Below are 13024 nucleotides of genomic sequence, written 5' to 3' on the forward strand. Positions count from 1 at the left end.
CTCGTCAACATCCCACCCTTTTGGCGAGAATGGCGGTGTTGCTCACGCGCCGGGAGATGCGCGAGCGTTCTGGGTCATGGACCGTGACCGGAGCAACGCCGCCTTCACCCCTGCCTTCGCTCTCTCCCTCTCCCGTCGTCAACTCCTCGCGGCCGCGGGCGCCGCCGGTGCCGTCACCGCCATGGGTGTCGCGCCGGCCGCCGCGCAGCCGCTCGGTGAGCTCTCGCTGTCCTTCACGGCGGCCACCAACGGCTCGGCGACCCTCGCGCCCGGCGGGGACCGGCTGATCGCCGAGGTCCAGAACGTGCTGTGGTCCCTCCCGCGCACCGGCGGGAAAGCCGTACCGCTCACCCCCGCCGACCTCGAACCGAACCGTCCCGTGCACGCCCCCGACGGCAAGCTCATCGCCTTCTGCGCCTACCGGGGCGGCGGCTTCCACATCTGGACGATGCGGCCCGACGGCTCGGACGTACAACAGCGCACCGACGGGCCCTGGGACGACCGCGGCCCCGCCTGGTCGCCCGACGGCAACAGGATCGCCTTCGCCTCCGAGCGCGGCGGCGACCAGGTCACCGGCAGCCCGTACCGCATCCATGTACTGGACCTGCGCACCGGTGACATCGCCCTTGTGACCGGTCTGCCGGGCCAGGAGGGTCCGTCGCAGGACGGGGCTTGGGAGGACTTCGACCCCACCTGGTCGCCGGACGGGAAGCGGATTCTCTTCGTCCGGGCGACGGGCGTCACCACCGCCAACGGCCTCGGACTCGACGCCAGGACCGTCGCCGCCGTCCCCGCCGGGGGCGCGGGCCCGGTCGTCGTGGAGCACACCGAGACCGCGACCGCCCAGATCATGACCCCCGCCCTCGCGGCCGACGGACGTCGCCTGGCGTATCTGCGGACCACCGCGGCACCCAACGGCTCGTGCACGCTCGTCGTCGACGGCGAACCCGTCGCGGTCGCCGGGGACATCGCAGCGGTGCCGCCCCGCTGGACGCCGGAGGGCGAGCTGCTGCTCACCGTGGACGGCCGTTTCACCGTCGTGCGACCGGAGAAGCCGGCGGAGGCGGACGCGATCCCCTTCGAGGGCGTACTGCCCGTGGACCGGCCGCGTTACAAGGTCAAGGAGTACGACCTGGGGCAGGCGGGACGGACGCGGCCGGTGCGGGGGATTCACCTGCCCGCGCTCTCGCCCGACGGGCGACAGATCGCCTTCGCGGCGCTCAACTCCCTGTGGCTCGGGGAGCGTTCGGGCGGCCGACCGCCGAAGCGGCTGCGTCGTGCGGAGCCCACCACCTACCTGCTGGGCCCCTCCTGGGCGCGCGACGGACGTTCACTCCTGTACGCGGACGACCGCGACGGGCTGCTCGGCGTGTACCGGCGAGATCTGGCCACCGGCGAGGAGACCGCGCTCGCCACCGGCGGCCGGGTGCATCCGGCGCTCTCGCCCGACGGGAAACGGCTCGCCTGCCTCGACATGAGCGGGCGGCTCGTCGTCCGGGACCTCGCGGCCGGTACGGAACGGGTGCTGGCGACGCCGCTCGGCGCGGGCGGTCTGCCCGGCCGGCCCAGCTGGTCGCCCGACGGCCGCTACCTCGCCCTCTGCGACCGCAACCGCCTCAACCTCCGCTTCCGCGAGGGCTACAACCTCGTCCGCGTCGTCGACGCCACGACCGGTACGGACCGACTGCACGCGGTCGCGTCGCATGTCTCGCTCTCCGACCGGTACGACTCGGGACCCGTCTGGTCGCCCGACGGGCGCTGGATGGCGGTGATCGTCGAGTCCGCGCTGTGCCTGCTGCCCGTCGCACCCGACGGCACCCCGCGCGGCGCCCTGCGTACCCTCACGACCGAACCGGCCGACCATCCGTCCTGGTCGGGTGACTCGAAGACCCTGCTGTACCTGTCCGGTACCCGGCTGCGACTCATCGGCGTCGACGGCGGTCCGGCCCGTACCGTCCGTGTGCCGCTCGACCAGCGCAGACCCGCACCCGCCGACACGGTGGTGCACGCCGGTCAGCTGTGGGACGGCACCGGCGAGTCCGTGCGGGACGACGTCGACATCGTCGTACGCGGCGGACGGGTCACCGCCGTCGAACCGCACCGCCGACGCACGGCTCTCCGCCTGATCGACGCCTCCGAGCGGACCGTGGTGCCCGGGCTGTGGGACACGCACACCCACCCGTGGCAGGTCACCTACGGCGGCCGGCAGACCGTCGGCCAGCTCACGTACGGCATCACGACCGCCGTGTCCCTCGGCGGGTTCGCCTATGAACAGGCCCGGATCCGCGAGGCGGTGACGGCAGGTCAGCTTGCCGGACCCCGGCTGCTGACCACCGGCGAACTGCTCGACGGCTCCCGGGTCGCGTACAGCATGGGACGCGCCCACCGGACCAGGGACGGGCTGCGGCGCTCACTGGAACGGGGCGCGGCGCTCGACTGGGACTTCGTCAAGACCTATGTACGGGCGCCGAGCTGGGTCATGGAGGAGGCGGCCCGGTTCGGACACGAGCGGCTCGGCGTGCGCTCGGGCAGCCATCTGCTCTCGCCCGGCGTGCAGTTGGGCCAGGACCTGACGACCCATCTGCAGGCCACCCAGCGCTACGAGTCCGGACACGCCATCACCGCGTCCGGGCGCGCCTACCAGGACCTGCTGGAGATCTACACGGCGCGAGGCGTCAACTTCGGCCTGATCGCCACGCCGTTCACCTCCGCGCCGCTCCTCGGCGCGGACCCCGGGCTCGCAGACGACCCCCGGGTCACCGCCGTGATGCCACCCTGGGACGCCGCTCTGGTCCGGCAGGGAGCGGGAGTGCCGCCGACCCCGGCCCAACTCGCCACGCTGCGCACGGAGACGGACGTCTACCGGCGGATCCTGGCCGCCGGAGGCATCGTCGCCCTCGGCACCGACCAGCCGCTCGTCGCCGTGGGCCTCTCCCTCCACATCGGCCTGCGCGCGCTGCACCGGGGCGGCCTGTCCCCGGCAGCGGCCCTGCGCACCGTGACCGTGCTGCCCGCCCGGCTCTTCGGCGTCGACGACGACCTCGGCACGGTCGAGCCCGGCAAACTCGCCGACCTGACCGTCGTGGACGGCGACCCGTTCGAGGACTTCGACACGCTCGTACGAACCGTCTCCGTACTCCGGGGCGGGGTGCCGTACACGACCGACGACCTCGTCGCCGCGTACGAGCCGGTCCCCGAACGCGCGGCCCGACGCGCGGCGGGCGAGGACGACTGGCTGGACGTGGGACGCCTCATGCGACGGGACGGGTGCTGCGACCCGGGCCTCTGAGTGGCACGGCGGGCCCGCCCGTGCCTTGAGGCCGAGGGCGGGCCCGCGCTGTCGTCACGCTGCGGCGGTCAGGCCGTGTCGAAGGTGTAGTGCCTCGTGTGGTCCAGCAGATCGGCGGGCGTGGAGTCGTTCCACGGCTTCATCGTCTCGCCGCGGTCGACGACGTCCGGTGTGCCCGCGAGGGGCAGATAGCCGGAGTCCGGGTGTCTGCGCTGCCACTCGGCCCACAGCTTGTCCACGTACGCGTGGTGCAGCCAGAAGACCGGGTCGTTCGGGGAGACGCCGGTGGCCATCTGCCCGCCCACCCACACATGGACACGGTTGTGGAGGTTGACGCCCCGCCACCCCTCCAGGTGGTTGCGGAAGCCGTCGGACGCGCTGTTCCACGGCGCCATGTCGTAGGTGGACATGGCGAGTACGGACTCGACGTCGGCGGGGGTGGGCAGTTGCCGGCCGCTGCCGCCGAGCGAGCGGCGCAGGTATGTGCGCGTGTCGACGCGTACGGATATGGGCCAGTTGCCGGTGGACGCGGCGAACGGACCGTCCGTCACCCGTCCGTCGACGGAGCGGCCCGTGCCGCCGAGGAAGTCCGGCCCCCACAGGGAGGCCCGGGTCGTGCGGTCGGCGCTCCAGTCCCAGTACGGCAGCGCCACCGAGGCGTCCACCGACTGCAGCGCCCGCTCGAACTCCAGGAGGAATCTGCGGTGCCAGGGCAGGAAGGAGGGCGAACGGTGACCGACTCGTTCGCCGTTGTCCGTGTCCCCGAGGATGAACGCGTTGTGGGTCGTGACGAAGGTGTCGTACCGGCCGGTGCGCTTCAGCTCGATCAGCGCGGCGACCAGCCTGCGCTTCTCGTCGGCGGTCAGGACCGACTGGTTCTTGCGTACGGTCATTGCGGGTGAACTCCGTTGCTGTGTAGGTCAGTTGAACGGGACGAGGGGAGCGCCCCGGAGCTCTTCCACGGCGGCACGGGCCGCCGCGCGAGGGCTCGCTACCGGGTCGTAGTGGCTCACGACGCTGATCCAGGTCCCGTCGGCGTTGCGCATCACGTGCAGCTCGACGCCGTCCACGAACACCGCGTAACCGGCGCCGTGATGATGGCCGCCGCCGGTCGGCCGGCCCTGTATTCGACGGCCCCGGTAGACCTCGTCGAAGTCGAACGGTGCGGGGGCGGGCCCGCCGTGGTGGTCCGCGGCGGAGGCCGGCGAAGGGGAGAGTGCGGTGAACGTGCCGACGGTGACGGCCAGTCCGGCCGCGCTCCGCAGAGCGCGGCGGCGAGTGGGATCGGGCATGCGGAGACGTCCTTGTACTCGGTCCGGCGGTATGGGCTGTCGCATATGCCGCCGGAATTGGACCAATTGACGATTCGTATGCCTATCGGACCCTTGGGGGAGCGAGGAAACCGCGGCGACCGGGTTGGCTGTGATCCGGACAATTGACTACATGTCATGCAAGGTTGAACAAGGGTGATCTTGCTGCGGTGCGGGCTCGCGGAGGCCCGTGCCAGGGAACTTCGCGTCGCAGGGCGGCCCGTGGCGATGATCTTGCGGTTTCCCGTACATCCCGTGGTGTCGATCACGCCCGGAAACTGACGTGAATGCCCCCGTCGGTCCGCCTACGATCCGTGCCGTGACCGACCACCTGCCCCAGCTCGACCAGGTCCTCCACGTGGTGCACGACGTGCTCGGTCCGGAGGTCGCAGGCGTCTGTCTGCACGGCTCGGCCGTTCTCGGCGGCCTGCGGCCCGACAGCGACCTGGACGTGCTCGTCGTCGCGCGACGACGCACGACGGAACGCGACCGACGGCGCCTGCTCCATGGGCTGCTCGGGATCTCCGGCCGCGGTGCTCGGAGCGGAGCGTCGGCCCGGCCGGTCGAACTGGTCGTCGTCGCCCAGGGGGACGTCCGGCCCTGGCGGTATCCGCCGCGCTGCGAGTTCCTCTACGGCGAGTGGCTGCGCGAGGAGTTCGAGCGGGGAGAGGTGCCCGCCCCGGCGGTCATGCCGGATCTGGCGCCGCTGATCACGATGGCACTCCTCGGGGACACCCCGCTCTTCGGGCCGTCGCCCGCGCGGCTCCTGGACGCCGTGCCGCACGAGGACCTCCGGCGCGCGATCGTCGCCGGGGTGCCGGAACTGCTGACCGACCTCGCGTCGGACACCCGCAACGTCCTGCTGACCCTCGCCCGCGTCTGGACGACCCTCGCGACCGGCACCGTCACCTCCAAGGACGCGGCGGCCTCCTGGGCGCTCGACCGCCTCCCGGACCGGCGCCGGTCCGTACTGGCTCGTGCGCGGACCCTCTATCTCGAGGGCCGGGGCAGCCTCGCGGACCCCGCCGATTCCGTGGAACCCGGGAGCGAGTCGTGGGACGGTGAGATGCTGGAGGTCCGTGCGCACGTCGATCTTGTTGTCCGCGCGATCGAGCAACTAGCCGTGCAGGACCGGCGCTAGGAACCGGATCGTCCACATAACGCCACAAGTGGCGATCGCCCTGGCCAGACCGATCGTGCGCCGTCGCAACTAATGTGATGAAACAGCGCCACAGGGGGCGTACGCCGGGATACGCTCCCCGCGCACCCACGTTCGAGTCCGCGCCCGTGGGGGCCGGTCATCCCCGGCCTGGTCGTGTGCGGGTTCAACGGAGCCCAAACGCGAGAGACATACCGTCCGGTCTGACGCTCCACCCCTCACCGCGACCCGGTGAGACCAGCCGATCCCGGAAGGCTCCACGCGCCCGGGCACCGGCCAGCCTCGGCGTCCGCCACCGGTACGTACGCGTAGTACGAGCCCTTCCGGTGCGGCGCCCCGAACCCCCTTGTCAAGGCAGCCTCGGCGCGACCTCGGCACCGATACGACGCACAACGGCCTCCGCCCTGGAACCGTGCGCTACGGACGTCTCCCTCACGATCTGCCGTTCCGGCCGGGCGTGGACGACGGCCGGCGGCCGCCCGGCGCACATGCGGCCGCCGAGTCCCACCGACTGCCTGTCACCCAGTGAGGAACAATGAGCATGCGCGCCCGCACCACCGTAGCTGCGGCCATATCCACGGTCCTGACCCTCTCTCTCGCCTCATGCGGTGAGGGTTCCGACGCCGGCAGCGGTGACGGGACCGCATCCGTGGGCATCGCCATGCCCACGAAGACGTCGCAGCGGTGGATCGACGACGGTCGGAACATGGTCGACGAGCTCAAGGGGTTCGGATACAACACCACCTTGAAGTACGCCGACAACGACCCGAAGAACCAGGTCGCGCAGGTGGAAGCCATGATCGACGACGGCGTGGACGCCCTGGTCATCGCCTCGGTCGACGGGCGCGCCTTCACCAAGGTTCTGGGCAAGGCGAAGGACGCCAACATCCCGGTGATCTCCTACGACCGGCTGATCCTCGGCAGCGACGCCGTCAACTACTACGCCTCCTTCGACAACGTGAAGGTCGGCTCGCAGCAGGCCGACTTCATTGTGGAGTCGCTGGGTCTCGTGAACGGCAGCGGCAAGGGCCCGTTCACCATCGAACTCTTCGCGGGCTCGCCCGACGACAACAACACGCGCTACTTCTACGACGCCTCGATGGAAGTGCTGGAGCCATACATCCAGAACGGCGACCTGATCGTCAGATCCGGGGAGACCGAACTCGATCAGGTGACCACCCTCCGCTGGGACGGCCCCACGGCGGAGAAGCGCATGAACAAGATTCTCGACTCGAAGTACAACGGCCAGACCATCGACGCGGTCCTGTCGCCGTACGACGGAATGTCCATCGGCATCCTCAACGCGCTGAAGGAGCACGGGTACGGAGGCGCGGGCAAGCCGCTGCCCATCGTCACCGGCCAGGACGCCGAGGCGCCCTCCATCAAGTCGATCGTGGAGGGCGAGCAGACCCAGACCGTCTACAAGGACACCCGCGAGCTGGCACTGGTCACCTCGTACATGGTCAACTCCGTCGTCCACGACAAGAAGCCGGCGGTCAACGACACCAGGACGTACGACAACGGGAAGAAGGTCGTGCCCGCGTACCTCCTGGAGCCGGTGAGCGTCGACAAGGGCAACTACGAGCAGGTGCTCATCGACTCGGGCTACATGAAGAAGAGCGACCTGAAGTGAACCGTGAACGCCTGTGGGGCGGGGAGAGATCTCCCCGCCCCACAGGCGTTCGTGTGAAGGCTGCCGGTCCGCGTCAGTTGACGAAGACCACCGGGCTGTCGGCCTGCGTCGTGTCGGTGACCGGGGCGTACTTGGCGGTGAAATAGCCGTTGCTGAAGCACAGCGACGAGCCGGAGAACTTCGTGAACTGCTGCTTGCTGAACGAGATGCTGTTGTCGGCGTTGTCGGCCGTGCCGGACAGGCTGGGCGCCCGGTAGACACAGGTGATGCTGCCAAGGAGTGTCCGCAGCACGACGGTTGTCTGGATGGATGAGCCGTCGGCCGGTGTGATGGTGACCGAGCCGTCGGAGCCCACGGCCGAGGTGTAGGGCAGGTTGTCGACCTTGATGCTGGTGACGCCGAGCACGCCGACGACATTGCTGGTGCAACTGCTGCTGTCGAAGGTGTGCTCGGTGACCGACTCGGTGGCCGTACCGGGCGCCGTCGGGTTGTCGACGACCGTGGCGACGAACTTCGACGACGTGCAGGAGAGGCCACTCGTGCCGGTGCTGCTGGAGTAGAGCGTGGCGCTGGTGCCGGCGGCCAGCGAGGAGTTGAGCACGGCTCCGGCCGCGACGGCCGTGCCGCCCGCGCCGCCGGTGGTCAGGACCGAACCGTCGGCCGCGGAGGCCGGTCCGGCCGCCGAGAGGGCGAGCGCCGTGACGGCGGCGGCCAGTGCGAGGGAAGTCCGAGTACGCATGCGGGTGCCTCATTCCGAGAGTGGGGTGGGGAGCTGGGCCGCCACCGGCCCGTCGCGCCTTCTCCGTACGCGACGGACCGGCGGTGGCTGCCGGGAGATTGGCCGGAGGCGTCGACGGACGGCCTCCGGCGCGGGACCGGCGGTAGGGCGACCGGGCGCGGCCCAGGAGGGGGGAAAGCGACCGTGCCGGTGCCATGGAGGAGTGGATGCGGACCGCACGTGCGGTCGGCCGGCCGTGTGTCGGGTCTGTCGACCACGTGACCGGCCTGCCGACCGTGTGACGGGATGGAGCCCGGGAGTCGACGTGCGCCGCAGGACGGATCCGGCGCCACGGATCCGTGCTAACCAGGGAGAGTTGTAGACCTGAGTGATGTTCAACGTCAAGGTCCGGCAAGGAAGTTGACTAAGATTCAATGTCCGCGCGCAGTAGGGCAGTTGACGTTGGGTCGGGCGGTGAGGGACAGCCCTCCACGGCTCCGTCACATCTCCGACTTCCTTTTTCCACAAGGTGCTTGACCCTCGTCACTTACCGGGGGTAACTTCCGTCGCGGTTACTGCTGCGTAACGAGAAAGCCCTTGCGCCCACCGGGATGTGCGAGGAGGCGTACGCCGTAGGCGCTGTCCGCGCCAGGACAACGTGCCACTGAAGCCCTACCCGCACTGATACATGCCCCTGGGAGCAGAAAATGGCCTCGTCCTCGGACGCCACCTCGTCAGCCGGTTCCACCCCCGAGCCCTCCGAAGTGTCGGAAAGCGGTTCCATCTCGGAGAACCCCGAAGGCTCCGAGAGACGCGGGCGGGTCCGTCTGCGCCGCGCCGCGGTGATGGCGGTGCCTGCCACCGCGGTCGCGGCCGGCCTGATGATCCTGACCGCCCAGGGGGCCCTGGGTGTGCAGTTCGCCATCTCCGGTATGCCGTTCACCGTCACCGCGACCAACCTCGACGGCGAGGGCTTCGCACAGTTCGGCGGTCTCGACCAGATGGCCCCGGGCAGTCCGAACGAGGGCGACACCGGCGGCCAGGTCCTGGTGGTCGTCTCCGCGATCAAGAAGGCGACTCTCACCAAGCTCTGCCAGAGCGTCGACCTCGGCGGCACGAACCTGCTCATCAGGGCCGGCGAGGGGAAGACACCGGTGTCCGCGGTCAACCTCACCACGGACTCCACCGAACTGTCGGGTGACGCGGCCTTCGACAACATCGAGATCGGCAACGACGCCAGCACGCTCGACAAGTCCCACACTCGGGGCCCGAAGGGCGTCTTCAGCCAGCAGGCCGACACCGTCCACATCGGCAACCTGCGGCAGACCAACTACGCCACCACGGCCGCGGTGTTCAAGCTTCCCGGTCTGAAGCTGAGCTTCAGCGACAAGGGCTGCTGATGGTCGCCTTCCGGCGCTGGCGTGCGGCCCGTCCCTTCTGGGGCGGGCTGTTGCTCGCCCTGGGCGGGGCGGAGATCCTGGTCACGGAGAAGGCATCACTGAAGGTCGTCATGCACATCGGCATGCAGGGCCTGGCCGGCTACCTCCTGCCGACCCTGATGCTGATTCTCGGCCTGCTGATCCTCTTCAACCCCGCCCAGCGTCTCTTCTACTCGATCCTGGGCGCTCTGCTCTCCCTGGGGACCTGGGTCACCTCGAACCTGGGCGGCTTCTTCATCGGGCTCGTCCTCGGCATCGTCGGGAGCTGCCTGGCCTTCGGCTGGCTGCCCGACCAGGAACCGAGGCGCGCCCGCTCGTGGCGGCGTCGCCGGCAGGAGCCGGTGCCTCATCCGTAGTGCGTAGGGGCGCCGTGGCAGGCGGCGCCCCTACGGAGGGTCACTGCACACCGTGCGGGCGGAACTGGACGCTGATCCGGGGACCCGCCGCCCGAGCGCTCTTGGGGATCGCGTGTTCCCAGGTGCGCTGGCAGGAGCCGCCCATCACGATCAGGTCGCCGTGCCCGAGAGGGCGCCGCACCGGAGTGCCGCCCCGCCTGGGCCGTAGCAGCAGGTCGCGCGGAGCGCCCACGGAGAGGATGGCGACCATCGTGTCCTCGCGAGCGCCCCGGCCGATCCGGTCCCCGTGCCAGGCCACGCTGTCCCGGCCGTCCCGGTAGAAGCAGAGCCCGGCGGTGGTGAACGGTTCCCCCAGCTCGTCGGCGTAGTGCGCGGACAGGGCGTCCCGGGCCTCGTCCAGGACGGGGTCCGGCAGTGCGTCGTCGGCGCGGTAGAACGCGAGCAGCCGCGGTACGTCCACCATGTGCTCGTACATCTGCCGACGCTCGGCCCGCCAGGGCACCTCGTCGGCCAGTCGCGCGAACAGCGCGTCCGCCCCGCGCAGCCAGCCCGGCAGCAGATCGATCCACGCCCCGTCGCCGAGCACGGTCCGGCGCAGCCCGTCGAGCGGGCCGAGGCGGACCTCGTCGGTCTGGTCGAACAGTGAACCCTGGAGGTGCGTGGACATGCTTCCAGGTTACCCATAGATTCGAATGTGTGTGCTATCCAGGTTCGTGGCCATGAAAAGCGCGGAAGCCTGTCGAATGCGCCGGGTCCTGATCGACGTAAGGGTGAAGACAGCACTTCCACGACTCAGGAGCACCCATCGTGACCGTAACCGCGGACATGGCCATCTCCCTCGACGGCTACATCGCCGGCACCGACGTCACCATCGACAACCCCGGAGGCGACGGCGCCGAACCGCTCTTCGAGTGGATCCACAACCTGGCGAGCTGGCGAGAGCGCCAGGGCATGACCGGCGGGGAGGAGAACCGCGACTCCGAGCTGATGCGCGAGTGGTTCGACGCCACCGGAGCGGTGGTCATGGGCCGGATGATGTACGACACCGGCGAGGAGTTCTGGGGCGACAACCCACCGTTCCGGACCCCGGTCTTCGTGCTCACCAACCGCCCCAGGCCGACCCTCGTCAAGGAGGGCGGCACCACCTTCACGTTCGTCACCGACGGCATCCACAGCGCGCTCGACCAGGCGAAGGCCGCCGCGGGGGACAGGAACGTCGACATCTCGGGCGGGGCGAGCACGGTGCAGCAGTACCTCAGGGAGGGCCTCATCGACGAGCTGCAGCTGCACGTGGTGCCCGCGCTCCTCGGAGAGGGACTGAGGCTCTTCGAGGGACCGGGCGCCGGGCGACGCCTTGAGCCCGTCAGCGTGATCGGCACGCCCCTGGCCAACCACCTCAAGTACCGCTTCGTGAAGTGACCCGGCGCGGGCAGGCGGCTCCTGGCAGCCCTCCGGCCAACTGACGCACTCGGAGTGCCCAACTGGCAGTCGGACACTGTGTAGTTGAGCAGCCCGTCCGGTGTACTTCATCGCGGGAGGCGGACCGGCCGACGCCGGCATACTCGAGGAGTTCCCGCACGGCAGCGAGCTGGGCTCCGTGTGGTGGAAGACCTGGGCGGGATGACGGTGGACGGCCCAGTGCGGATGGGCGGCTTCCCCTGGGTCTGGAACGCGGACGAGGCGCATTCCACCCCGGCTTGCAGGGCTCCAAGTTGCCTTCCCAGGTACCGGAATTGAGGGCCTCAGGGGCGCACGGAAAGGGGTCGTGCGCGGCTTCGGCGGGCCTTCGGGCGCGTTTCGGGCATGGTGCGCGGACCCCGGGTCAACCGCTTCCGGGCACGCCTTCACCGGCCCGTCCGCGGCCTCGGTGCAACTGCTCTGACCTGGTGTTTTCATGGATTACGCCTAGGCTGGGGTGGTCTGCCGGACACGATGGGAGGGGTCTTTGTGAGTGCGGAGGGTACGGGGTACGACGCAGCCCGGATCGAGGTGCTGGAGGGGCCGGAAGCCGTTCGGAAGCGGCCCGGGATGTGGGTCGGCTCGACCGGCGAACGCGGTCTGCATCAAATGGTGTTCGAAGTCGTCGGCCGGGCGGTGAACCAGGTCCTGGCCGGCGGCAGCGGTAGCGGCTTCGTCGATGTCACGCTCACGTCCGACGGCGGCGTGCGGGTCGCCGACGACGGGCCGGAGGGTCTCTTCGAAGCCGCCGGGGACGCCGACGGCCCGGACCTCGAAGCGCTGCTGACCAGCTTCCACGCCGGGCCAGAGCTCAGTGGCCGGCACATCACGGACTTGGGCCAGTTCCGTGCGGGGCTCTTCGCAGCCAACGCCCTGTCGAGCCGGCTGACGGCCGAGGTGCGGCGCGAGGGGGTCCGCCGGGTCCAGGAGTACGCGCGCGGTGTCGCGGTCGTCCCGCCCGCCGCGGTGGGGCCGGCGACCGGAAACGGGACGACCATCGCCTTCTGGCCCGACACCGAGATCTTCGAGACGACGCGGTGCTCGTTCGCCGTGCTGGCGGAGCGTTTCCGTCAGGTGGCCTTCCTCAACCGGGGCCTGGGGATCTCGCTGACCGACGAACGCCCGGCGGGCGGGGCCCGGGCGGTGTCGTTCCGGTTCCCGGAGGGAGTACGGGACTTCGTGGCCGCCCTCGACGCGGAGACGGGGGCTGGCCTCGGCGCGGACGTCATCGGCTTCGAGCGTGAGGACCCACGGATGGCGGGGACGATGGAGGTGGCCCTGCTGTGGACCGGCTCCCGCGAGGAACGGATGCGCAGCTTCGCAAACAGCCTGGCCACTCACGAGGGCGGCACGCACGTGGACGGCTTCCGCGACGGAGTGGCGGCCGCGGTCACCGCGTACGCACGGGAACGGGGGTTGCCGGCAGCGGACCCTGATCCCCGCGCCGACCGGATCTGCAGGGGCCTCACGGCAGTCGTGTCGGTGAAGCTCGACCGTCCTGAATTCCTCGGCGCCACGCGCGGGCTGCTGGGCAACACCGACGTGCGGGACTGTGTGGCGGAGGCCGTCCGGGAACACCTCGGAAACTGGTTCGAGGAGGAGCCGGAGCGGGCCGGGGAGTTCGTCGACCGAATCGCGCGAGGCATCCACCAGGACTGAACA

At 70.2% G+C, this 13024-nt stretch carries 11 protein-coding genes; 7 read left to right on the forward strand and 4 right to left on the reverse strand.

The features are described 5' to 3' along the window. Positions 1 to 76 precede the first annotated feature (76 nt). Positions 77 to 3289: an amidohydrolase family protein gene (locus OG718_RS48100; protein WP_328847163.1), complete on the forward strand. Its 3213-nt coding sequence runs from the start codon at positions 77 to 79 to the stop codon at positions 3287 to 3289. A gap of 68 nt (positions 3290 to 3357) precedes the next feature. On the opposite strand, the gene melC2 is transcribed toward OG718_RS48100, so the two are convergent. Beyond that, complete coding sequence (melC2, locus tag OG718_RS48105) at positions 3358 to 4182, reverse strand: tyrosinase MelC2 (protein WP_143634022.1); 825 nt, start codon at positions 4180 to 4182, stop codon at positions 3358 to 3360. A 27-nt stretch (positions 4183 to 4209) separates the two neighbouring features. Continuing rightward, a complete protein-coding gene (gene melC1, locus OG718_RS48110; protein ID WP_143634025.1) occupies positions 4210 to 4581 on the reverse strand; it encodes an apotyrosinase chaperone MelC1 in 372 nt (123 codons plus the stop codon). A 337-nt stretch (positions 4582 to 4918) separates the two neighbouring features. On the opposite strand from melC1, the gene OG718_RS48115 reads away from it, so the two are divergent. Next, the gene (locus OG718_RS48115) at positions 4919 to 5740 is read left to right on the forward strand and encodes an aminoglycoside adenylyltransferase family protein (protein WP_398936131.1); all 822 of its coding nucleotides are present in this window, start codon (positions 4919 to 4921) and stop codon (positions 5738 to 5740) included. Positions 5741 to 6293: 553 nt separating this feature from the next. After that, positions 6294 to 7391: a multiple monosaccharide ABC transporter substrate-binding protein gene (gene chvE, locus OG718_RS48120; protein ID WP_373466306.1), complete on the forward strand. Its 1098-nt coding sequence runs from the start codon at positions 6294 to 6296 to the stop codon at positions 7389 to 7391. A gap of 73 nt (positions 7392 to 7464) precedes the next feature. Here the strand turns inward: chvE and OG718_RS48125 are convergent, their stop codons facing one another. Next, complete coding sequence (locus OG718_RS48125) at positions 7465 to 8130, reverse strand: Tat pathway signal sequence domain protein (protein ID WP_143634029.1); 666 nt, start codon at positions 8128 to 8130, stop codon at positions 7465 to 7467. A gap of 686 nt (positions 8131 to 8816) precedes the next feature. Between OG718_RS48125 and OG718_RS48130 the strand changes: the two genes are divergently transcribed. Then, positions 8817 to 9509, forward strand: coding sequence for a DUF6230 family protein (locus OG718_RS48130; protein WP_328847164.1), 693 nt, complete (start codon positions 8817 to 8819; stop codon positions 9507 to 9509). Next, positions 9509 to 9904: a DUF6114 domain-containing protein gene (locus tag OG718_RS48135; protein WP_143634033.1), complete on the forward strand. Its 396-nt coding sequence runs from the start codon at positions 9509 to 9511 to the stop codon at positions 9902 to 9904. Before OG718_RS48130 ends, OG718_RS48135 begins: the two co-directional genes overlap by 1 nt. A 40-nt stretch (positions 9905 to 9944) precedes the next feature. Here OG718_RS48135 and OG718_RS48140 read toward each other — a convergent pair whose 3' ends face one another. Next, on the reverse strand, positions 9945 to 10571 hold the full coding sequence (locus tag OG718_RS48140; RefSeq protein WP_143634034.1) for an alpha-ketoglutarate-dependent dioxygenase AlkB: 627 nt from the start codon (positions 10569 to 10571) through the stop codon (positions 9945 to 9947). Positions 10572 to 10711: 140 nt separating this feature from the next. On the opposite strand from OG718_RS48140, the gene OG718_RS48145 reads away from it, so the two are divergent. Continuing rightward, a complete protein-coding gene (locus OG718_RS48145; protein ID WP_143634036.1) occupies positions 10712 to 11323 on the forward strand; it encodes a dihydrofolate reductase family protein in 612 nt (203 codons plus the stop codon). Between the two features lie 528 nt (positions 11324 to 11851). Next, positions 11852 to 13021 carry a DNA gyrase subunit B gene (locus tag OG718_RS48150; protein WP_328847165.1) on the forward strand — a complete coding sequence of 390 codons (1170 nt, stop codon included), beginning with the start codon at positions 11852 to 11854 and terminating at the stop codon, positions 13019 to 13021. Positions 13022 to 13024: the final 3 nt, after the last annotated feature.

The organism is Streptomyces sp. NBC_00258 (assembly GCF_036182465.1).
Taxonomy (GTDB): domain Bacteria; phylum Actinomycetota; class Actinomycetes; order Streptomycetales; family Streptomycetaceae; genus Streptomyces.